The organism is Pseudomonas sp. NPDC096950, assembly GCF_044762525.1.
Classification (GTDB): Bacteria; Pseudomonadota; Gammaproteobacteria; order Pseudomonadales; family Pseudomonadaceae; genus Aquipseudomonas.
Genome location: NZ_JBIWEL010000014.1, coordinates 1 through 21,120, shown reverse-complemented (window position 1 = coordinate 21,120; position 21,120 = coordinate 1). Strand labels below are relative to the sequence as shown.

At 60.5% G+C, this 21,120-nt stretch carries 14 protein-coding genes; 11 read left to right on the top strand and 3 right to left on the bottom strand.

Going from position 1 to position 21,120, the window contains the following annotated elements; genetic code table 11:
* The first annotated feature begins 124 nt into the window (after positions 1-124).
* The 7 genes from dgcB (at position 125) to ACIQY3_RS20595 (ending at position 12,722) form a co-directional block, all read left to right on the top strand.
* Positions 125-2,074: a dimethylglycine demethylation protein DgcB gene (gene dgcB, locus ACIQY3_RS20625; protein WP_403022800.1), complete on the top strand. Its 1,950-nt coding sequence runs from the start codon at positions 125-127 to the stop codon at positions 2,072-2,074.
* A complete protein-coding gene (locus tag ACIQY3_RS20620) occupies positions 2,074-3,294 on the top strand; it encodes an electron transfer flavoprotein subunit alpha/FixB family protein (protein WP_403022797.1) in 1,221 nt (406 codons plus the stop codon). Before dgcB ends, ACIQY3_RS20620 begins: the two co-directional genes overlap by 1 nt.
* A 15-nt stretch (positions 3,295-3,309) precedes the next feature.
* On the top strand, positions 3,310-4,080 hold the full coding sequence (locus tag ACIQY3_RS20615; protein WP_403022794.1) for an electron transfer flavoprotein subunit beta: 771 nt from the start codon (positions 3,310-3,312) through the stop codon (positions 4,078-4,080).
* 124 nt (positions 4,081-4,204) lie between these two features.
* Positions 4,205-4,771, top strand: coding sequence for a GNAT family N-acetyltransferase (locus ACIQY3_RS20610; RefSeq protein WP_403022791.1), 567 nt, complete (start codon positions 4,205-4,207; stop codon positions 4,769-4,771).
* A 1,193-nt stretch (positions 4,772-5,964) separates the two neighbouring features.
* Positions 5,965-9,417: a GMC family oxidoreductase N-terminal domain-containing protein gene (locus ACIQY3_RS20605; protein WP_403022788.1), complete on the top strand. Its 3,453-nt coding sequence runs from the start codon at positions 5,965-5,967 to the stop codon at positions 9,415-9,417.
* Between the two features lie 158 nt (positions 9,418-9,575).
* A complete protein-coding gene (locus ACIQY3_RS20600; protein ID WP_403022786.1) occupies positions 9,576-11,444 on the top strand; it encodes a hypothetical protein in 1,869 nt (622 codons plus the stop codon).
* A gap of 27 nt (positions 11,445-11,471) precedes the next feature.
* A complete protein-coding gene (locus tag ACIQY3_RS20595; protein ID WP_054616869.1) occupies positions 11,472-12,722 on the top strand; it encodes a metallophosphoesterase in 1,251 nt (416 codons plus the stop codon).
* A gap of 131 nt (positions 12,723-12,853) precedes the next feature.
* Here ACIQY3_RS20595 and gbcA read toward each other — a convergent pair whose 3' ends face one another.
* On the bottom strand, positions 12,854-14,149 hold the full coding sequence (gene gbcA / locus ACIQY3_RS20590; RefSeq protein ID WP_403022782.1) for a glycine-betaine demethylase subunit GbcA: 1,296 nt from the start codon (positions 14,147-14,149) through the stop codon (positions 12,854-12,856).
* 284 nt (positions 14,150-14,433) lie between these two features.
* On the opposite strand from gbcA, the gene gbcB reads away from it, so the two are divergent.
* On the top strand, positions 14,434-15,534 hold the full coding sequence (gene gbcB, locus ACIQY3_RS20585; RefSeq protein WP_054044210.1) for a glycine-betaine demethylase subunit GbcB: 1,101 nt from the start codon (positions 14,434-14,436) through the stop codon (positions 15,532-15,534).
* 209 nt (positions 15,535-15,743) lie between these two features.
* Here the strand turns inward: gbcB and ACIQY3_RS20580 are convergent, their stop codons facing one another.
* Together ACIQY3_RS20580 and ACIQY3_RS20575 are read right to left on the bottom strand one after the other, a co-directional pair.
* Positions 15,744-16,568 carry an SDR family oxidoreductase gene (locus ACIQY3_RS20580; RefSeq protein ID WP_403022778.1) on the bottom strand — a complete coding sequence of 275 codons (825 nt, stop codon included), beginning with the start codon at positions 16,566-16,568 and terminating at the stop codon, positions 15,744-15,746.
* 236 nt (positions 16,569-16,804) lie between these two features.
* On the bottom strand, positions 16,805-17,845 hold the full coding sequence (locus ACIQY3_RS20575; RefSeq protein ID WP_403022775.1) for a low specificity L-threonine aldolase: 1,041 nt from the start codon (positions 17,843-17,845) through the stop codon (positions 16,805-16,807).
* Between the two features lie 131 nt (positions 17,846-17,976).
* Here ACIQY3_RS20575 and ACIQY3_RS20570 point away from each other — a divergent pair, with 131 nt between their 5' ends.
* The 3 genes from ACIQY3_RS20570 to ACIQY3_RS20560 form a co-directional block, all read left to right on the top strand.
* A complete protein-coding gene (locus ACIQY3_RS20570) occupies positions 17,977-18,693 on the top strand; it encodes a TraX family protein (protein ID WP_403022772.1) in 717 nt (238 codons plus the stop codon).
* 276 nt (positions 18,694-18,969) lie between these two features.
* Complete coding sequence (glyA, locus tag ACIQY3_RS20565) at positions 18,970-20,223, top strand: serine hydroxymethyltransferase (RefSeq protein ID WP_054044206.1); 1,254 nt, start codon at positions 18,970-18,972, stop codon at positions 20,221-20,223.
* A 23-nt stretch (positions 20,224-20,246) separates the two neighbouring features.
* Positions 20,247-21,120 (top strand): sarcosine oxidase subunit beta family protein (locus ACIQY3_RS20560; protein WP_403022768.1); only part of this gene is annotated, 874 nt, incomplete at its 3' end.

The following is a 21,120-nucleotide window of genomic DNA, read 5'->3' as shown; positions in this document are numbered from 1 at the left end:
AAAGCGGCGGGTCAGTCGACATCGATGTTGAATGTCAGCCCGCCTTCGCGAGCAAGCCCGCTCCCACAGGAATCGAGCAAGGCATCTAGACCTGCAAGACCCCAGGTCTTTGGGAGCAACACCTATGTTGAACACCCTTCTTCCAATCCTGCTGTTCGCCGCCCTGGGCCTTGCTGTCCTCGGCGCGTTGCGGCGGGTGGCTATGTGGCGCCGGGGCCGTGCCTCGAAGGTCGACCTGATCGGCGGCCTGTTCGCCATGCCCAAGCGCTACATGGTCGATTTGCACCATGTGGTGGCGCGGGACAAATACATCGCCAACACCCACGTCGCCACGGCGGGCGGTGCGGTGGCGTCGATTGTGCTGGCGATCCTGGTTCACGGTTTTGGCCTGCACAGTCGAATTCTCGGTTTTGCCCTGCTGATTGCCTCGGCGGTGATGTTCGTCGGTGCGATTTTCATGTTCCTGCGTCGTCGCAACCCACCGGCTCGCCTTTCCAAAGGGCCATGGATGCGTCTGCCGAAAAGTCTTCTGGCGTTTTCCGCGAGCTTCTTCCTCTTGACCCTGCCGGTCGCCGGCATCCTTCCGGAAAACTTCGGCGGTTGGGTGGTGGCTGCAATTCTCGGGGTTGGCGTGCTGTGGGGCGTGTCGGAATTGTTCTTCGGCATGACCTGGGGCGGCCCGATGAAGCACGCCTTCGCCGGCGCCCTGCACCTGGCCTGGCACCGTCGCGCTGAACGTTTTGGCGGTGGCCGCTCCACTGGTTTGAAACCCCTCGACCTCAACGACCCGACCGCGCCCCTGGGTGTGGAAAAACCCAAGGATTTCACCTGGAACCAACTGCTCGGCTTCGACGCCTGCGTGCAGTGCGGTAAATGCGAAGCCGCGTGCCCGGCGTTCGCCGCCGGCCAGCCGCTGAACCCGAAAAAACTGATCCAGGACATGGTCGTTGGCCTCGCTGGCGGCACCGATGCCAATTTCGCCGGCAGCCCCTATCCCGGCAAAGCGATTGGCGAACACGCCGGCAATCCGCATCAACCGATCGTCAACGGACTGGTGGACGCCGAGACACTTTGGTCCTGCACCACGTGCCGCGCCTGCGTCGAGGAATGCCCGATGATGATCGAGCACGTCGATGCCATCGTCGACATGCGCCGTCACCTGACCCTGGAAAAAGGCGCGACCCCGAACAAGGGCGCCGAAGTCCTGGAAAACCTGATCGCCACCGACAATCCGGGCGGCTTCGCGCCGGGCGGGCGGATGAACTGGGCGGCGGATTTGAACCTGAACCTGATGAGCGAGAAGAAGTCCGTCGACGTGCTGTTCTGGGTCGGCGACGGTGCCTTCGACATGCGCAACCAGCGCACCTTGCGCGCCTTCGTCAAAGTGCTGAAAGCGGCCAAGGTCGACTTCGCGGTGCTCGGTCTTGAAGAACGCGACAGTGGTGACGTGGCCCGACGCCTGGGCGATGAAGCGACGTTCCAGTTGTTGGCCAAGCGCAATATCCAGACCCTGGCCAAGTACAGCTTCAACCGCATCGTCACCTGCGACCCACACAGCTTCCATGTACTGAAAAACGAATACGGCGCCTTCGACGGCAACTACCTCGTGCAGCACCACAGTACCTACATGGCGGAAATCATCGGCGCTGGCGCCCTCAACCTCGGCCAGCACAAAGGCAGCAGCGTGACCTATCACGATCCGTGCTACCTCGGTCGCTACAACGGCGAATACGAGGCGCCGCGCGAAGTACTGCGTGCCCTCGGCATCGAAGTGAAGGAAATGCAACGCTCCGGTTTCCGCTCGCGCTGCTGCGGCGGCGGTGGCGGCGCGCCGATCACCGACATTCCGGGCAAGCAACGGATCCCCGATATGCGCATGGACGACATCCGCGAAACCGGCGCCGAACTGGTGGCCGTGGGTTGCCCACAATGCACTGCGATGCTCGAAGGCGTGGTCGAACCCCGTCCGCTGATCAAGGACATCGCCGAACTGGTGGCCGACGCCTTGCTCGAAGACGCTGCACCGAGCAAGCCAAACACCCCGGCCAAACGTGAACCTGCGGAGGCCCACTGATGAGCGACATTATCCGCCGCGACCCCCGCGCCGAATGGATTGCCCGTAACCGCTTGCACCCGCTGCACGCGGCGATGCAACCGGCGCAACACAGCTGGATGGGGCCGAACGGCGTCATCCGCAAGAACCTGCATGGCATCGGTTTTATCGGCCCCAATGGCATCAAGCGCATCGACCGCAGTGGCGCGCAGCAGGGCGGGGCGACCAAACGCTCAGCCGCTGTCGAAGTGCAATTGCCGCTGCATCAGGTGCCGGCCCCGGCGTTCTACATCAGCGTGGTGCCGGACATGGTCGGTGGCCGCTTGAGCAGCCACGACCGTGACTTGCTCGGCCTCGCTCATCAACTGGCAGGCAAGGACGGCGCGGTGTTGGCCGTGGTCTTCGGTGAGCACAAGGAAAATGCCTTCGCTATTGCGGGCGTTGATCGCTTGCTGGTGCTGGAGGGCGATCAATTCAACGGTTATGCACCGGAACAACGAGTCCAGGGCCTGCGGGCTGTGGATAACCAGTTCAACCCGCGTCACTGGTTGCTGCCGGACAGTCGCAGCGGCGGTGGTGAACTCGGTCGGCGCTTTGCCGCTGCTCTGGGCGAACGCCCGGCCACACGGGTCTGGCAGGTCAAGGATCAGGAATGCATCGGCCGCGCCGGTGCAGGCCTGCAAGACCTTGCCCGCCCGGTTGCACGTTTGATTCTGGCGGCCGTCGAGTGTGCCGAGCCGGTCAGCGAAACCCGCCACGAAGCCTTGCCGGTGGAGTTATCCACAGCCGTGGTGCGCAGCCTGTCGCGCATCGAAGATTTGGGTGCGGTGGCGGTGGATCCGGCGGCGATTCCGATGGCCGAAGCCGAATTCATCTTCTCCGGCGGCAACGGAGTCAAGGACTGGGGACTTTTCCACAGGACCGCCGAAGCGTTGGGCGCGACTGAAGGCGCCTCCCGGGTGGCGGTGGACGACGGCTTCATGGCGCGGGACCGTCAGGTCGGCGCGTCCGGCACCTGGGTCACCGCACGGGTCTACGTGGCGGTAGGGATTTCCGGGGCGATTCAGCATCTGCAAGGCATCGGTGCCTGCGACAAGGTGGTGGCAATCAACCTCGATCCGGGCTGCGACATGATCAAACGGGCCGACCTGTCGGTGATCGGCGAGAGTGCCGAGATTCTTCAAGCCTTGATCGATGCGATGGCGGCTTATCGCAACGACGCCAAGCGCGATGCGGCTTAAGGGAAGGAAAAGGTCATGAGTACGAACGTCATCAGCCTGGTGTCCATCGGCGCCCACCCGACCTCCGGCCGGCCACGCCGCGCCGAGCAGGACGCACGCGCCGTGGAACTGGGCCTGCAACTGGCTGGGGATAACCTGCAAGTGCTGCATGCCGGCGACGTCGCGGAACCGGCGTTGCGTGCCTATCTGGGCATGGGCCTCGAACAACTGCATGTGCTGGAACAACCGCAAGGCGCCGACGCGCTGCCAGCGTTGACCGCCTATTTGCGTGATGCCGGGGCCCAAGTGGTGCTCACCGGCAGTCAGGCGGAAACCGGTGAAGGCTCGGGCATGTTGCCGTTCCTGTTGGCGGAAAGCCTCGGCTGGCCGCTGGTAGTGGGGCTGGCTCAGGTGGAATCCATCGACGGCAATTCGGCCCTGGTGCTGCAAGCCTTGCCTCGCGGTCAGCGGCGTCGCTTGAAAGTGCGGTTGCCGTTCCTGGCGACTGTGGATAACGCTGCGCCGAAGCCTCGTCAAAGCGCCTATGGCCCGGCTCGGCGCGGGGTGTTGCAGGCGGATGAAGTCGAAGTCATCGACGATGAATTGCTGGCGGTCGCGACCCTGCAACCGGCCAAGCCACGGCCTAAACGCCTGAAGGTGATCAAGGCCAAAAGCGGCGCCGATCGCATGAAAGCCGCGACGGCCAAGGCCAGTGGGGGTGGTGGGCAAGTGCTCAAAGGTGTCACCGCACAAGCAGGCGCGGAAGCGATTCTCAAGTTGCTGATTGAAGAAGGCGTGGTTCGCTAACAGATAACGGCACACATCTAAAAATGTGGGAGCGAGCCTGCTCGCGAAAGCGGTGTGTCAGCTGACATCAATGTTGAATGTCAGTCCGCCTTCGCGAGCAGGCTCGCTCCCACAGGGGAAAACAATGGCAGTGGAATTTCGTTCGGCCCTGCGCTCGGATGCGCGGGAGATTGCTCGCTTGTTTCAGATTTCATCGGAAGGCGCGGCGGATTACATCTGGAGTCAACTGGCTCAGCCTGGCCAGGATTTGCTGGATGTCGGCGCCAGTCGCTACGCCCGTGACGGTGTGGATTTCTCTTATCAAAACTGCCTGATCGCCGAGGCCGAGGGCAACGTTGTTGGCATGCTGCACAGCTACGTGATGCGTCACGATCCCGAGGCCGCTCCCGTGACCGATCCGGTGCTGGCGCCGTATGCCACGATGGAAATCCCCGACACCCTGTACATCTCGAGCCTGGCCCTGCATGAGGGCTGGCGCAATCAGGGGCTGGGCCAACAATTTCTTGCCTATGCCTACGACCGCGCCAATCAGTTGGGGCTCAATGGCCTGAGCCTGATCGACTACGCCGCCAACACCGGCGCCCGGCGGTTTTATGAGCGGCATGGGTTTAGGGTTGTGGATACCTGCCAGATCACCCCGCATCCGATGATTCGGGTGACGGGGGAGGCGTATCTGATGTACCGCCCGTGAGGCTTTATCTGTTGGGTTTGTGGTTGGCCTAAGAACCACCCCTCACCCCAGCCCTCTCCCCAGAGGGGAGAGGGGGAAAGGGAGCCGATCTTCATGCTGTTCAAACCTGAGTTCGGCTGAAGACTTTCAGGTCGATGTAACTTGAACAAACAACCCGGTCAGTCCCCTCTACCCTCTGGGGAGAGGGTTAGGGTGAGGGGTCGATCCCAAGCCATGCACAAATCCCGAGGTTACCCACAATCCCTGTTATCACTTCTGTGGATAACATGTTCACCCCTCGCTACACCCCATACAAACCAGGCCCTGCATGCCTTCGAACAAAAAACAACCAACCTAACCCACGGTTTTTTCGAGCTTTTTCCCAAGGATAACTTTAATACTTGCCCCCAATCTCTGTTGGCGCTTCTGTGGATAAGATGTTCGCTGTCCGCTACAGGCCATACAAACCGGGCTTATCAGGCGGCTGATCAAAAAACACTCAATTCACCGTTTTAGACCCACAAACCCCTCGATAACCCCGATTTATCAAGCCTCCCCACGGTTTTCCACAGTTACACCAAAGTTGCCCCCAAAGTCTGTTGGCGCTTCTGTGGATAAACTGTTCGCCATCCTCTACAGCCCTTATAAAACGCGCCACACAAGCATTTGATCAAAAAACACCCAATCACCCTCGCAAACCCTGCTTCTGGATAAGTCACGGTTTTTCTTGATTATTTATCATCAACTTTCCGTAAAAACCCAAACTTGTCCCCATTAGCTGTGGGTGGAGGTGTGGATAACTTGTTTGCTAAACGCTGCAAGCCACGCCGTTTATAGTGCCGAACGCGATAGATCAGATTTCATACAGTTCTAAGGCACTTCCTTGACTTCAATCTGTCGCGTGTCTTCACTCACCAGTTACCAAGGACAGCCGCAACTTATCCACATCTGGTTCAGGGAGAACGTGTGATGGATAGCCAGACACACCGCTCGCACCCCATTCCCTGCACGACCTGCGTCCCGGCTCCCGCGACGTCGCTGCGAAAGCGAACCCATCGCCGTGCCGCCAATCAGCGTGCGCGTCTATAGCGCCTGACTCTTTTCGATAACACCGCTGGCTGCCGCCGAACTCGTTCGGTGGCCAGGTACTCGTTCGTCCGTTGAAAGCAGGCAACCGCAGAGTTGCCCCATCTGCCTGATAGAGGGAAAGACCCATGACCCGGATAGCTACGCCCATCAGCGACATCAAGGAACATTACGACGTGATCGTCATCGGCTCCGGCTATGGCGGCGGGATCGCGGCTTCGCGCCTGTCCCGGGCCGGCAAGCGGGTTTGCCTGCTGGAGCGTGGCCGGGAGATGCAGCCCGGCGAGTACCCGAACACGATGCTGGCGGCCACCGAGGAATTGCAGGTGCATGACCCGGATGGCCACATCGGCTCGCGCACCGGATTATTCGACCTGCACGTCAACGCCCAGCAAAACGTGGTGGTCGGCTGCGGACTCGGCGGGACGTCGCTGATCAACGCCAACGTCGCCCTGGAGCCGGAACCTGGTGTGTTCGACGACCCGCGCTGGCCGCTGGCGGTGCGTGAACATCGCGACACCTTGCTCAAGGACGGTTACGCCCGGGCCCGGGAGATGCTCAAGCCCAATCCGTATCCGAGTACGTCGCCGGTGCTGCCGAAACTCGAAGCCAACAAGAAGTCGGCGGAATACCTCAAGCAAGGCGCGCATTTCTACCGGCCGCCGATCAACGTGACCTTCGACAAACTGCCGAACAACCTCAACCACGTCGGCGTGGAGCAACTGCCGTGCAACCAGTGCGGCGACTGCGTCTCTGGCTGTAACAACAAGGCCAAGAACACCACGCTGATGAACTACCTGCCGGACGCCTGGAACCACGGCGCGGAGATTTTCTGCCAGGCCGAAGTTCGGCATCTGGAGCGCGACGGCGATGGCTGGATCGTGCACTTCCAGTACCTGGACAGCGGCCGCGAGAAGTTCTCCGCGCCCACGTTGTTCGTCAAAGCCGACATTGTGGTGGTGTCCGCCGGCACCTTGGGCTCCACGGAAATCCTCCTGCGCTCCCGGGACAAAGGTTTGTCCACGTCCAACCAGCTCGGCGAAAACATGAGCGGCAACGGTGACATCCTCGGTTTCGGCCACAACTGCGAACAGCCCATCAACGGCATCGGTTTCGGCGCGCACCCGGCTAAGGAGCTGCAGCCGGTTGGCCCGTGCATCACCTCGATCATCGACATGCGCACCGAAGGCGACTGGCGCAGCCGCATGGTCATCGAAGAAGGCTCGATCCCCGGCGCTCTCGGCCGGCCGATGGTGCCGAGCATGGCCGGGTTTGCCGAACTGATCGGCAAAGCCACTGATGACAGTTTCACCGGCAAGTTGAAGTACAAGGAACGCGAGGCCGAAAGCTTCCTGCGCGGCCCGTATTACGGTGCGCTGCACAACATGCAGACGTACCTGATCATGAGCCACGACGACGGCAAGGGCCGCATGGTGCTCGACAGCAAGGATCAGTTGCGCATCGATTGGCCGGGCGTCGGCGAGCAAGAAAACGTCAAACTCGGTAACGAACGTTTGCACCTGAGCACCAAGGCGTTGGGCGGGGTCTGGGTCGAAAATCCGATCTGGACCAAGTTGCTCAAGCACAGCATCGTTTCCGTCCACCCGTTGGGCGGTTGCGTGATGGGCGAGGACGCGGGGCAGGGCGTGGTCAACCACAAGGGCCAGGTGTTCAGCGGTGCCAGCGGCACTGACGTGTACGCCGGTTTGTACGTGACCGACGGCGCGGTGATCCCGACGTCCCTGGCGGTCAATCCGCTGCTGACCATCTCGGCGGTGAGCGAGCGCAACATGGGGCTGCTGGCGGCGGATCGCGGCTGGACGATTGATTACACACTGCCCTCGGCACCGCGCAAACAAGTGGCGCCGCCGACTCTCGGGGTGCAGTTCACCGAAACCATGAAGGGTTACTTTTCGAAGGATTTCACCCAGCCCCAAGGCACCGATCTGCCGTTGTACGAGACGGCGGCCAAACGCGGCGAATCGGAAAACTCGCCGATCGAATTCACCCTGACCATCACCGCCAACGACCTCAATCGCATGATCAAGGAACCGGCCCACGCCGCGACCCTGGTCGGCACCCTGAACGCGCCAGGCCTGTCACCGCAACCGCTGACCGCCAGCAACGGGGTGTTCAATCTGTTCGAGCAGTACGAAGAACAGGTCGGCGTGCGCCACATGAAATACGACATGAAACTGACCGCCGAGGACGGCCACGACTATTTCTTCAGCGCCTTTAAAACCGTGCCCGAAGACAACGGCGTGCTGAATATCTGGCACGACACCAGCACCCTCTACGTCACGCTGTATAACGGTCCGGACAAGACCGGCGCGGTGGTTGGATCCGGGGTGATGCACATCCACCCGACCGATTTCGCCAAGCAAATGACCACCATGAAAGTGCTCAATGCGCGCAACGAGCGCGAGCGTATCGAGGGGTTGGCGCGCTTCGGCAAGTTCTTCGCTGGCATCCTGTGGGAAAGCTATGGCGGGGTGTTCGCGGGCGATATCTATTTCAATCCGGATGCGCCGCCACGGCTGAAACGGCCGCTGGATGCGCCACCGCCGAGCGTGCATTTCTTCCAGACCGAGGACAACGTCGAACTGCGCCTGACTCGTTATCAGGGTGGCACTAAAGGTCCGGTGATGCTGGTGCATGGCTTGGGCGTGGGCTCGAATATTTTCTCCACCGACACCATCCAGACCAACCTGCTGGAATTCCTGTGCAAGCACGAGTACGACGTGTGGCTGCTGGATTTGCGGGTGAGCATCCTGCTGCCGGCGAGCAAGAAGGAATGGAATGGCGACCAGATCGCCCAGTACGACTTCAAGGCTGCCATCGCGCAGATTCAGCAGGCGACCCAGGCGAAAGACGTGCAATGCGTGGTGCATTGCTACGGCGCGACAACGTTCTTCATGTCGCTGCTGGCCGGGTTGCAAGGTGTGCGCTCGGTGGTCTGTTCGCAGATTGCGGCGGACACCGTGGTGGCCACTGCGACGGGTCTGAAGGCTGGATTGCACCTGCCGGGGATGCTCGATGCCATCGGCGTGAAATCCCTCACCGCCTACGCCGACAACAAGGAAAACTGGTTCAACAAACTCTACGACAAAGCCCTCAACGGCTATGCGCGGATCGAAGCCCAGGGCTACTGCACCAACCCGGTGTGCCACCGCATCACCTTCATGTACGCGTCGCTATACCGCCACGACACCCTCAACGAAACCCTGCACGACAACCTGCATGAATTGTTCGGCGAATCGAACATGCAGACCTTCGAACACTTGGCGCTGATCGTGCGCAAAGGGCATCTGGTGAACTTCAAGGGTGAAGACGTCTACATGTCGCATTTCGATCGGCTGAGCATGCCGATCTGCTTTATCAGCGGTGCGGACAACCAGTGCTACCTGCCGGAAAGCACGCTCAAGACCTATGAGCGGGTGTGCAAGGTCCACGGGCCGGAAAACTACAGCCGGCAAGTGGTGCCGGGCTATGGCCACATCGACTGCATGTTCGGCAAGGACGCGGTGGTCGATGTGTACCCGATCATCCTGCAACACCTGGAGAAAACCGCTATCGGCTAGCCCAGCCCAACTGTGGGAGCGGGCTTGCTCGCGAAGGCGTCGTGTCAGTCGACAAAAAAGTTGAATGAATGACCGCTTTCGCGAGCAAGCCCGCTCCCACAGGGGTTGTGTGCACTCCACTGCTTGCGGTGTTCCGGAACAACAAGGAAATGGATGATATGGACAGTTACATCCGCTGGTTTCAACGCTTCATCTGGCTCGGCATCGTGATGAATATGTTCTTCGCGCTGCCGGCCCTGTTCGCCCCGGCGTTGCTGACGTCGATGCTCGGCCTGCCGCCGCAACTCTCCGATCCGTGGCTGGAAAACGCCGGCATGTTGCTGGTCGGCATCAGCGTGTTCTACATGCCGTCGGGCTTTAACGCGCCACGGTTCGTGGTGCATTCCTGGTTGTGCGTGCTGTCGCGGCTGATCGCCGTGGCGTTCTGGATCTACCTGATCAACACCAGCAACCAGGCCACGGTGTTTGTGCCGATGTTCCTCGGTGATTTGAGCATGTTCCTGATCCTCGGGATCCTGCTGTACCTCGGCACCACGCCGGCCACGCGGCCCTTGGCGTTGCTCTGCGACGGCTGGCGGGAATGGCGCGCGGGTTGGGCGCTGCGCTGGCAAAGCCATGGCTTCAAGGTCGGTACGCTGATCGTGGTGCTGCTGGTCGGGTTTATCGGTTACGAAACCTGGTACCAGATGCTGCGGGTGGTGCCGGCGGAGAAATACGCATCCGACGAAGACCACTACAAATACGCCGCCATCGGCCTCGGCATCGAAGCGCGGATTCCGTATTACCTGTTTGCTGTACTGCCGCAGATGTGCCCGGAAAAACTGCCGAAACCCGGCGGCTATGAAGTGTTCGGCTTCCTCTTCGAAAACGGCAAGGACCTGCCCATCGGCATGGCCAAGCGGCAGATCGGCTACCCGACCGTCGAACCGAACTGCGCCCTGTGCCACACCGGTTCCTACCGGGCGAATGCCGGCGAAGTCGCCACGCCGGTCGCCACCGCCCCGGCCAATACTTTGCAACTGCAAGCCTTCCAGTGGTTCGCCTACGATTGCGCCAGCGACCCGAAATTCACCACCGACGCGGTGATGACGGCGATCAACAGCAAGTTCCAGCTCGGGTTTTTCGAGCGCTTGTACAACCGCTACCTGATCATCCCGATGGCCAAGAGCGCGTTGCTCGCGCAGAAACAGGCCTATGCCTGGCAAAAGCTGCGTCCACCCCAAGGACCGGGGCGCACCGACACGTTTAACCCGACGAAAATGGTGGTGTTCGGCTTCCCGGATGACTCGACCATCGGCACCGTGGATTTGCCGCAAGTCTGGAACCAGAAGCCCCGGGAGTCGCTGTATCTGCACTGGGACGGCAACAACAACGACATCCACGAACGCAACTACGCAGCGGCCATGGCCGTGGGCGCGACGCCGGAATCGGTGCTGCCGGAAAGCTTCAACCGCGTGACCAATTGGCTGCTGGGCACCAAACCTCCCGCGTGGCCGTGGGGGCTGGATCAGGCCAAGGTCGCACAGGGCAAACCGATCTGGGATAAAAACTGCGCCGGTTGCCATGAGTTCGGCCGCACCGACACCGGCCAGGTCACCACCAACATCGAAGAACTGGGCACCGATCCCCATCGGCTGGACTCGTTCACCACCGGTCTGGTGACGGCGTTCCACGGCTTCAAGAAACCGCCGTTCGACTTCAACGCCTACCGCAAGACCCAGAGCTACAGCAACACGCCCACCGACGGCATCTGGATGCGTGCGCCGTACCTGCACAACGGTTCGGTGCCGACGCTGTGGGATTTGCTGCAACCACCGGAACAGCGGCCACAGGTGTTCTTCACAGGGTCTGACGTCTACGACCAGGAGAAAGTCGGCTTCGTCACCAGCGGCGCCCAGGCCAAAGCCTCGGCGGATTTCAAATACGACACGCGATTGGAAGGCAACCACAACAGCGGCCATTTGTATGGCACGCAGCTGTCGGACATCGATAAACGGGCGCTCATCGAGTTCATGAAAACCCTGTGATCCCACTACGGATGGAGGAAGGCCAACATGTCATTAGTCAGTCATTGGGAACATGAGTACGACAAAGTCAAAGTGCGCCTGCACGGGCTGTACACGCGACTGGAAATGTCGTGGAAAAAACTCATCAGCGAGCTGGAACCCGAGGAATTCCAGGCCATTGTCGCGTTGCTGCAACGCGGTCACGACCAGGCGCAATACGTGCTCAAGCACGGCGACTTGCCGGACGATGAACCGAGCGTGCCCTGGGAGTTGTCCCACGGCTTGTCGATCCTGCACATCGGCAACGCCACACCGCTGCCGCAATCCACCGACGACCTGCAAACCCGGGTGCTCAAGGACGGCAGTTTGCTCGGTTGTCGCAAATGGGAACTGTTGGATTTGTTGTGGAGCGAGGCGCTGCTCAAGTGGATCGAAAACCTGCGCCATCACGCGCCGTTCGCCACCACCCCGGCGCTGATGAAAATGGACAGCGACGTGATCCTGGCGATTGCCGGCGACTGGGGCACCGGCCCGTTCGACAGCCATGCCCCGGCGGTGGCGGTGGCCAACCAGATGCAACTGGCCCAGGCGGATTTCACTGTGCACTTGGGGGACGTGTATTACGCCGGCACCCACTCCCAGGAAGACGTCGACATGGTTGGCTGGCCGATGGGCAAGCACGGCTCGTTCACGCTCAATTCCAACCACGAGATGTACAGCGGCGCCCACGGCTACTTCAAGGAACTCGCCAAGCGTTTCCCGACGCAGCAGGGCACCAGTTATTTCGCGTTGTACAACGACGATTGGGTGGTGATCGGACTCGACAGCGCCTACGCCTCGGACGCGATCAACCTGTACATGGACGGCACGCTGAACCAGGAACAAATTGCCTGGATGAAAGAACTGCCCCAGCGCAAGAAGATCATGGTGCTCAGTCATCACCAGGGTTTTGATATCTCCGGGCACAACACCACGCCGCTGTTCAAAACGGTGTGTGATGCCTTGGGGCGTGAGCCGGATTATTGGTACTGGGGGCATTTGCACAACGGCATCTGCTACGCCGCCCAGGGAAGGCTGCATGCGCGCTGCGCCGGGCACGGGGCGATTCCGTATGGCAATGCCAGCGAGCTGGATGGGCATTCGCGGGTGTTGTGGTCGGAAACGCAAAATGCGGGGGACGAGGCGTACCCGCTGCGGGTGTTGAATGGTTATGTGAAGGTGCGGCTGGTGGGGGAGAACATCGAGGAGACGTTTATCGGGGAGGATGGGTCGGTGCGGTGGTCTTCATCAGCCCAATGATCCTGGGTGACTGAAAGACTGCTTTCGCGAGCAAGCCCGCTCCCACATTGATTGAGGGTGTTCGCAGTATTTGTGAACACCACCAATCCCCTGTGGGAGCGGGCTTGCTCGCGAAGCTTTTGCCTTTGCTCTTAGCCTTGAACCGGAACCCCTTTGAGGTAAGGCGCAGGCTCAGCCCCCAAATTGCTCAGCAACCGTTCGCTGTACCAATCCACAAAGTTCACCACGCCAAATTCATAGGTCTTGGAATAAGGCCCAGGCTGGTAGGCGGTGGAGTTGATCCCGCGCTGGTTCTCTTCGGCCAGGCGACGGTCCTGGTCGTTGGTCGCGTCCCAAACCTGACGCATGCGGTCCACGTCGTAATCCACGCCTTCTACTGCGTCCTTGTGCACGATCCACTTGGTGGTGACCATGGTTTCCTGAGCGCTGATCGGCCACACGGTGAACACGATGATGTGATCGCCCATGCAGTGGTTCCACGAGTGCGGCAGGTGCAGGATGCGCATCGAACCGAGGTCCGGGTTCTTGATCCGGCCCATGAGTTTGGCGCAGCCCTGTTTGCCGTCCAGGGTCATCGACACGGTGCCCTTGAGCAGCGGCATGCGCACGATGCGGTTACGCAGGCCGAAACTGGCGTGGGCGTAGGGAATCTTCTCGGCTTCCCAGGCCGCGGCGGAGGCGGCGACGTGGTCCTTGAACGCCTGGTCGGCGCGCGGGTCGGTGACGTCGTCCCATTCCAGCAGGGTTTTCAACAGTTCCGGGTGCGACGCGTTGCAGTGGTAGCACTCGCGGTTGTTTTCCAGCACCAGTTTCCAGTTGGCCTTTTCGAACAAGGTGGTCTGGATCGCCACCTTGGTGTTCTCCATGTCGTACGGTTCCATGTAATGGTTCAGCGTCGACAGGAAGTCATCAATGGCCGGTGGATTCTCCGCCAGGCTGATGAAGATGTAGCCGCCAGCGGTTTTCACGTTCACGGGCTTGAGGCCGTACTGCTTCATGTCGAAGTCGGCGCCCATCTCGGTGCCGGCGAACAACAGGCGACCGTCCAGCTCGTAGGTCCACTGGTGGTAGTGGCAGACCAGTTTGGCCACTTTGCCTTTTTCGCTGGTGCACAGACGCGAGCCACGGTGACGGCAAACGTTGTGGAACGCATGGACCACGCCTTCGGCGCCGCGAATCACAATGATCGGGTTCTTGCCGACTTGCAGGGTCAGGTAGTTGCCCTTGGTCGGGATTTCGCAGGCCATGCCGGCGATCAACCACTCTTTCTGGAAGATCTCCTGCATATCGATATCAAACAGCCGCTCGTCAGAGTAAAACGGCTGCGGCAGCGAGAAAGTGCGCTCGCGTTCTTGCAGCATCTGCGCGGTGGCCTTGCGTGCGGGTTCCAGCGGATCGCCCAGGCTGATTTTTGCGGTGACGTCCATCGATTTGATCCTCAAGGCCATTCTGTGTGGCCGGCGAAAAGTGGCTAATCAGGTTTGCTACGCAAGGTGTAAAGAATCTGTCGTTGTGTGGAGCGAGTGTGGGGCCGGCGCACGTCAGAACCTTATCCATGGGCGACATGGCCCAATCTGTTCCCGACGCGCAACCCCCGGTAGTTGGGGGCTGGTCGCGATAAGTATGTGAATGTCGCAGATAGGTAAATGGGTGGCTCGCGCTATACGCAGAATCGCCAACATAAGGCCGACCATCGGCGGTGGAGAACAGCATGTCCAACAGCTTCCTGAATCCGGTAACTACCCAGACCTGGGCCAATGGTCGACACATCGTCCGTTGCGTCAAAGTCATCCAGGAAACCTGGGATGTGCGCACCTTCTGCTTCATGGCCGATCAGCCGATCCTGTTCTTCTTCAAGCCGGGGCAATTCGTGACCCTGGAGCTGGAAATCGAAGGCGTGCCGATCATGCGCTCCTACACCATTTCCAGCTCGCCGTCGGTGCCGTACAGCTTCTCGGTGACGATCAAGCGCGTACCGGGGGGCAAGGTTTCCAACTGGCTGCACGACACCCTGCATGAAGGCCAGGAGCTGGCGGTGCACGGGCCGGTGGGTCTGTTCAACGCCATGGACTTCACCGCGCCGAAGGTCTTGTACCTCAGCGGCGGCGTCGGGATCACGCCGGTCATGTCCATGGCGCGCTGGTTCTACGACACCAACGGCAACGTCGACATGGTGTTTATCCACAGCGCCCGCTCGCCGAAAGACATCATTTACCACCGCGAGCTGGAACACATGGCGTCGCGGATCGACAACTTCAGCCTGCACCTGATCTGCGAGAAGCATGGCCTGGGCGAACCGTGGGCCGGTTATCGCGGTTACCTGAACCACAAGATGCTCGAACTGATGTCCCCGGACTTCATGGAGCGCGAAGTGTTCTGCTGCGGCCCGACGCCGTACATGAACGCGGTCAAGCGCATGCTCGAAGCGGCTGGCTTCGACATGTCCCGTTATCACGAGGAATCTTTCGGCGCCACGCCACCGGAAGCCCGTGCCGATGCGGTGGAACAAGCGGAAATCGCGGCGGATGCGCCGGAAGTCGATCTGGCGGACCTGCATCAAGTCGAATTTATCTCCTCCGGCAAAAGCATTCGCGTGGCTCCGGGTGAAACCGTGCACGCGGCGGCGGCCAAGCTGGGTTTGCTGATTCCGAAGGCGTGCGGGATGGGGATTTGCGGCACGTGCAAGGTGCTGAAGCTGGGCGGCGAGGTCGAGATGGACCACAACGGCGGGATTACCGAGGAAGACGAAGCCGAGGGTTACATCCTGTCGTGCTGCAGCGTGCCGAAGGGCGATGTGCGGATTGAGTTCTGATGATTCGTTAGCTTCAAGAACCACCCCTCACCCCAACCCTCTCCCCAGGGGGGAGAGGGGGAAAGGGAGCCGATCGGGGATTATTCAAAACCTGCGTTCAACTCGATATTTCAGGTCGATGTAGCTCCAAGAACCCTCGGTCAGTTCCCTCGCCCCTCTGGGGAGAGGGTTAGGGTGAGGGGTGGATTCAACTGACACACCCCAATCTCTCAACCCACAAACAAATCCGGCATCAAAACATCGGTGGAATCCGGTTCAAACCGATACCCCGCAAACTCCGTCACCCCGTGTTCCCGCAGAATCTCCTCATCAATCAACAACCGCCCGGTAATGCTGCGACCGCTGCTGTCCAGAATGATGTGCGCGGCATCCGCCATGATCGCCGGCGTTCGTGCATGTTTGAAGGACTCCCGCGAGCCAAGCTGAAACTCGATGGCGGCAGTGGCAATCATAGTTTGCGGCCATAGCGAATTAACGCTGATCCCGTAATTCTTGAATTCCTCGCTCATCCCCAGCGTGAGCATGCTCATGCCGTATTTGGTCACGGTGTAGGGACTGTATTGCGCGAACCATTTCGTCGCCAGATTCAGCGGCGGCGACAGGTTGAGAATATGACCCTGGGATTTTTTCAGATAAGGCAGGGCGGCCTGACTGCACAGCAATACCGCGCGGGTGTTGATCTGGTGCATCAGGTCGAAACGCTTGAGCTCGACATGCTGAACACCGGTCAACTTGATCGCCCCTGCGTTGTTGACCAGTGCATCAATCCCGCCGAAATGCTCATTGGCCTGGGCCAGCGCCTCCCGCACCGCGACTTCATCGCGCACATCCACCTGCAACGCCAGCGCCTTGCCACCCGCGTCTTCGACTTCTCTCGCCACACTGAAAATCGTGCCCGGCAGCTTGGGATGCGCCTCGGCACTCTTGGCCGCAATCACAATATTGGCCCCGTCCCGCGCAGCCCGCAGCGCAATCTCACGCCCAATGCCACGACTGGCGCCGGTGATGAACAGGGTTTTGCCTTGTAAGGACATGCGTGCGCTCCTGATTGTTTTTATCTGAGCAGATAGAAACGGCTCGCCAGTCAATGTAGACCAAGTATTTGTGGCGAGGAGGGCATGCCTTAAGGCGAGTCAGTCAGGGCTTGAAACGCAATCCCTGTGGGAGCGGGCTTGCTCGCGAATGCGGTGTATCAGTCAACGCCAATGTTGAATGACACACCGCATTCGCGAGCAAGCCCGCTCCCACAGGGTTTCATTGCATGTGGGGATTAGCGTGACATGACTTCGCGGATGTCTGCCGCCAATTCGCGTACGCGCTCTTCTTCGGTGTCCCACGAGCACATGAAGCGGGCGCCGCCGTTGCCGATGAAGGTGTAGAAGCGCCAGCCCTTGGCGGTCAGGGCGGCGATGGCCGGTTCGGATAGTTGCAGGAACACGCCGTTGGCTTGCACCGGGAACATCAGTTCCACGCCCTGAATGTCGCTGACCAGTTCGGCCAGCAGTTGCGCGCAGTGGTTGGCGTGTTTGGCGTATTTGAGCCAAGCGTGGTTTTCCAGGATGCCGACCCACGGTGCCGAGAGGAAGCGCATCTTCGAGGCCAGTTGCCCGGCCTGTTTGCAGCGGTAGTCGAAGTCTTCCGCCAGTTTGTGGTTGAAGAACAGGATCGCCTCGCCCACGGCCATGCCGTTTTTCGTGCCGCCGAAGCACAACACATCAACACCGGCCTTCCAGGTCAGGTCCGCCGGGGAGCAACCGAGGAACGCGCAGGCGTTGGAGAAACGCGCGCCGTCCATGTGCAGGTTCAGGCCGAGTTCCTTGCAGGTGATGCTGATGGCGCGGATTTCTTCCGGGGTGTAGACGCTGCCGACTTCCGTGGCCTGGGTCAGGGTCACGACGCGAGGTTTCGGGTAGTGGATGTCCTGGCGCTTGAGGGCGACTTCGCGAATCGATTCCGGGGTCAGCTTGCCGTTTTCAGTGCGCGCGACCAGCAGTTTGGAGCCGTTGGAGAAAAATTCTGGCGCGCCGCATTCGTCGGTTTCGACGTGGGCGGTTTCCGAGCAGATCACGCTGTGGTAACTCTGGCACAGCGACGACAGGGCCAGCGAGTTGGCCGCGGTGCCGTTGAACGCGAAGAACACTTCGCAGTCGGTTTCAAACAGTTTGCGGAAATCGTCGGACGCGCGAGCGGTCCATTCATCGTCGCCATAAGCGCGCTGGTGGCCGTGGTTGGCCTGTTCCATGGCTGCCCAGGCTTCAGGGCAGATACCGGAATAGTTGTCGCTGGCAAATTGTTGGCTCTTATCGGTCATGGCCTGATTCCGTGTTCAAGACCCCTATGGTGAGGCGTCTTGTGGTCAATGATGGTGCGCACTTTACCGAAGATCGTCCGGGGAGCACACGCGGTGATGCTGTCAGAAAATTACACAGTTGACGGGCAATTATGCACATGACGCAAAGGGACGGCGCGCTGGATTTGCTCAAGTGGCTGGCGCTGCTGAGCATGGTGCTCGATCACCTGCGATATGTCGGTTACTCCGTCGATTTTCTGTATGTGCCAGGGCGGCTGGCGTTTCCGTGGTTCTGCCTGGCGATGGCGGCCAATTTGTCTCGGGCGCGCGCCGCGCCGTCCGGTAGTCAGTGGCGTTATCTGGGATGGTTGATGGCGTTTAGCGCCATCAGCGAAATTCCCTATCGGTTGTTCATTCCTGATCCCGACACGTTAAACGTGATGCCCACGTTGGTGCTCGGGCTATTGGTGGCGCGGGGTTGGCAGCAACCGACGCTGACTTCGCGCCTGCTGGCGGTGGGTGCCGTGTTGCTCGCGCTGTTGTTCCCGGAACGACTGATGTTCGGCTTCTTCGGTGTGCTGTTGCCGTTGGCGATGCTGCTGGTGATCCGCCGGCCCTGGTATTTCAGCCTGGTGCCGGGATTGGTGTGCGTGGCGGCGAATCAATGGTGGGTGCTGTATGCCGCTGCGCAGGTGGGGAATGGTGCGGCGATTTTCGGAATTGCCGCTTGTCTGGTTGCGCCGTTGGTTGGCGTGCTCCTGTTGCGACATGCCAGTCGTCTTAAACCGCCGCCGATGCGGCGTTGGGCGTATGCGCTCTATCCGGTGCACTTCTTACTGTTGCTCGCGCTACGTCAGGCAATCGCCTAACCCCCTGTGGGAGCGGGCTTGCTCGCGAATGCGCCGGGTCAGTCAACATCAGTGTCGGATGACCCACCGCATTCGCGAGCAAGCCCGCTCCCACAAGGGATCTCTGTCTGTTCGGGGAAGCCATTTCAACCCATGTCGTAAACGCACCTTTGCGTGGCGTCCATAGGCATTTGACCTGTCTGCGCCGGTCATACCATCGCATCCAAAGGGCACTGCCGATAGGTACGTGCCTCACCGAGACGAAAGGCGCACAAAGCCGCCGCTGGGAGAGACGCGATGTTCAGCAAGCAAGACCAGATCAAGGGCTACGACGATGCACTGCTGGCGGCGATGAATGCCGAGGAGCAACGCCAGGAAGATCACATCGAGCTGATCGCGTCAGAGAACTACACCAGCAAACGCGTCATGGAAGCGCAAGGCAGTGGCCTGACCAACAAATACGCCGAAGGCTATCCGGGCAAGCGCTACTACGGTGGCTGCGAGCACGTCGATAAGGTTGAAGCCCTGGCCATCGAACGCGCCAAGCAACTGTTCGGCGCCGATTACGCCAACGTCCAGCCGCATTCCGGTTCTTCCGCGAACAGCGCCGTTTACCTGGCTCTGATCCAGGCAGGCGACACCATTCTCGGCATGAGCCTGGCCCACGGCGGCCACCTGACCCACGGCGCGAAAGTGTCGTCCTCGGGCAAGCTCTACAACGCCGTGCAGTACGGCATCGACACCAAGACCGGGTTGATCGACTACGACGAAGTCGAACGTCTGGCCGTCGAGTGCAAGCCGAAAATGATCGTTGCCGGCTTCTCGGCTTACTCCAAGACCCTCGATTTCCCGCGCTTCCGTCAGATTGCTGACAAGGTCGGTGCGCTGCTGTTCGTCGACATGGCCCACGTTGCCGGTCTGGTTGCCGCTGGCCTGTACCCGAACCCGCTGCCGTACGCCGACGTGGTCACCACCACCACCCACAAGACCCTGCGCGGTCCACGTGGCGGCCTGATCCTGTGCAAGGCCAACGAAGAGATCGAGAAAAAGCTCAACTCCGCCGTATTCCCCGGCGCACAGGGCGGCCCGCTGATGCACGTGATCGCGGGTAAAGCGGTGTGCTTTAAGGAAGCGCTGGAGCCTGGTTTCAAGGCTTATCAACAACAAGTGATCGACAACGCCCAGGCCATGGCCGGCGTGTTTATCAAACGCGGCTACGATGTAGTGTCCGGCGGGACTGACAACCACCTGTTCCTGGTCAGCCTGATCCGTCAGGGCCTCACCGGCAAAGACGCGGACGCCGCCCTCGGTCGCGCCCACATCACCGTGAACAAGAACGCTGTGCCGAACGATCCACAGTCGCCGTTCGTGACCTCGGGCCTGCGCATCGGCACCCCGGCGGTGACCACGCGCGGCTTCAAGGTTACCCAGTGCGTGACGCTGGCCGGCTGGATCTGCGACATCCTCGACAACCTCGGCGATGCCGATGTCGAGGCGAATGTCGCCCAGCAAGTGGCAGCCCTGTGCGCGGACTTCCCGGTTTATCGCTGAGCGCGGTTTTGGAGTAAATGACTATGCAACGCTATTCGGGCTTCGGCCTCTTCAAACACTCCCTCAGCCATCACGAAAACTGGCAGAAAATGTGGCGCACGCCGACCCCGAAAAAGGTCTATGACGTGGTCATCGTCGGCGGTGGCGGGCATGGTCTCGCGACCGCCTACTACTTGGCCAAGGAACACGGCATCACCAACGTGGCCGTGGTCGAGAAAGGCTGGCTGGGCGGCGGTAACACCGCGCGCAACACCACCATTGTTCGCTCCAACTACCTGTGGGACGAGTCGGCGCACCTGTACGAACACGCGATGAAACTGTGGGAAGGCCTGTCCCAGGACCTGAACTACAACGTGATGTTCTCCCAGCGCGGCGTCTACAACCTGTGCCACACCCTTCAAGACATCCGAGATTCCGAGCGTCGGGTCAGCGCCAACCGCCTCAACGGCGTGGACGGCGAACTGCTCGATGCCAAGCAAGTGGCCGACGAGATTCCGTACCTCGACTGCTCCAAGAACACTCGCTACCCGGTGATGGGCGCTACCGTCCAGCGTCGCGGCGGCGTGGCCCGTCACGATGCCGTGGCCTGGGGCTTTGCCCGTGCCGCCGACGCCTTGGGCGTGGACCTGATCCAGCAGACCGAAGTGATCGGTTTCCGCAAGGAAAACGGCGTGTGCATCGGTGTTGAAACCAACAAAGGCTTCATCGGCGCCAAGCGCGTCGGCGTGGTGACCGCCGGTAACTCCGGGCACATGGCCAAACTCGCCGGTTTCCGCCTGCCGATCGAATCCCACCCGCTGCAAGCGCTGGTGTCCGAACCGATCAAGCCGATTATCGACAGCGTGATCATGTCCAACGCCGTGCACGGTTACATCAGCCAGTCCGACAAGGGCGACC

Excerpts from the sequence above, each read along its gene's own strand:
- dgcB (WP_403022800.1), top strand. The coding sequence starts at position 125 with ATGTTGAACACCCTTCTTCCAATCCTGCTGTTCGCCGCCCTGGGCCTT.
- ACIQY3_RS20620 (WP_403022797.1), top strand. The coding sequence starts at position 2,074 with ATGAGCGACATTATCCGCCGCGACCCCCGCGCCGAATGGATTGCCCGT.
- ACIQY3_RS20615 (WP_403022794.1), top strand. The coding sequence starts at position 3,310 with ATGAGTACGAACGTCATCAGCCTGGTGTCCATCGGCGCCCACCCGACC.
- ACIQY3_RS20610 (WP_403022791.1), top strand. The coding sequence starts at position 4,205 with ATGGCAGTGGAATTTCGTTCGGCCCTGCGCTCGGATGCGCGGGAGATT.
- ACIQY3_RS20605 (WP_403022788.1), top strand. The coding sequence starts at position 5,965 with ATGACCCGGATAGCTACGCCCATCAGCGACATCAAGGAACATTACGAC.
- ACIQY3_RS20600 (WP_403022786.1), top strand. The coding sequence starts at position 9,576 with ATGGACAGTTACATCCGCTGGTTTCAACGCTTCATCTGGCTCGGCATC.
- ACIQY3_RS20595 (WP_054616869.1), top strand. The coding sequence starts at position 11,472 with ATGTCATTAGTCAGTCATTGGGAACATGAGTACGACAAAGTCAAAGTG.
- gbcA (WP_403022782.1), bottom strand. The coding sequence starts at position 14,149 with ATGGACGTCACCGCAAAAATCAGCCTGGGCGATCCGCTGGAACCCGCA.
- gbcB (WP_054044210.1), top strand. The coding sequence starts at position 14,434 with ATGTCCAACAGCTTCCTGAATCCGGTAACTACCCAGACCTGGGCCAAT.
- ACIQY3_RS20580 (WP_403022778.1), bottom strand. The coding sequence starts at position 16,568 with ATGTCCTTACAAGGCAAAACCCTGTTCATCACCGGCGCCAGTCGTGGC.
- ACIQY3_RS20575 (WP_403022775.1), bottom strand. The coding sequence starts at position 17,845 with ATGACCGATAAGAGCCAACAATTTGCCAGCGACAACTATTCCGGTATC.
- ACIQY3_RS20570 (WP_403022772.1), top strand. The coding sequence starts at position 17,977 with ATGCACATGACGCAAAGGGACGGCGCGCTGGATTTGCTCAAGTGGCTG.
- glyA (WP_054044206.1), top strand. The coding sequence starts at position 18,970 with ATGTTCAGCAAGCAAGACCAGATCAAGGGCTACGACGATGCACTGCTG.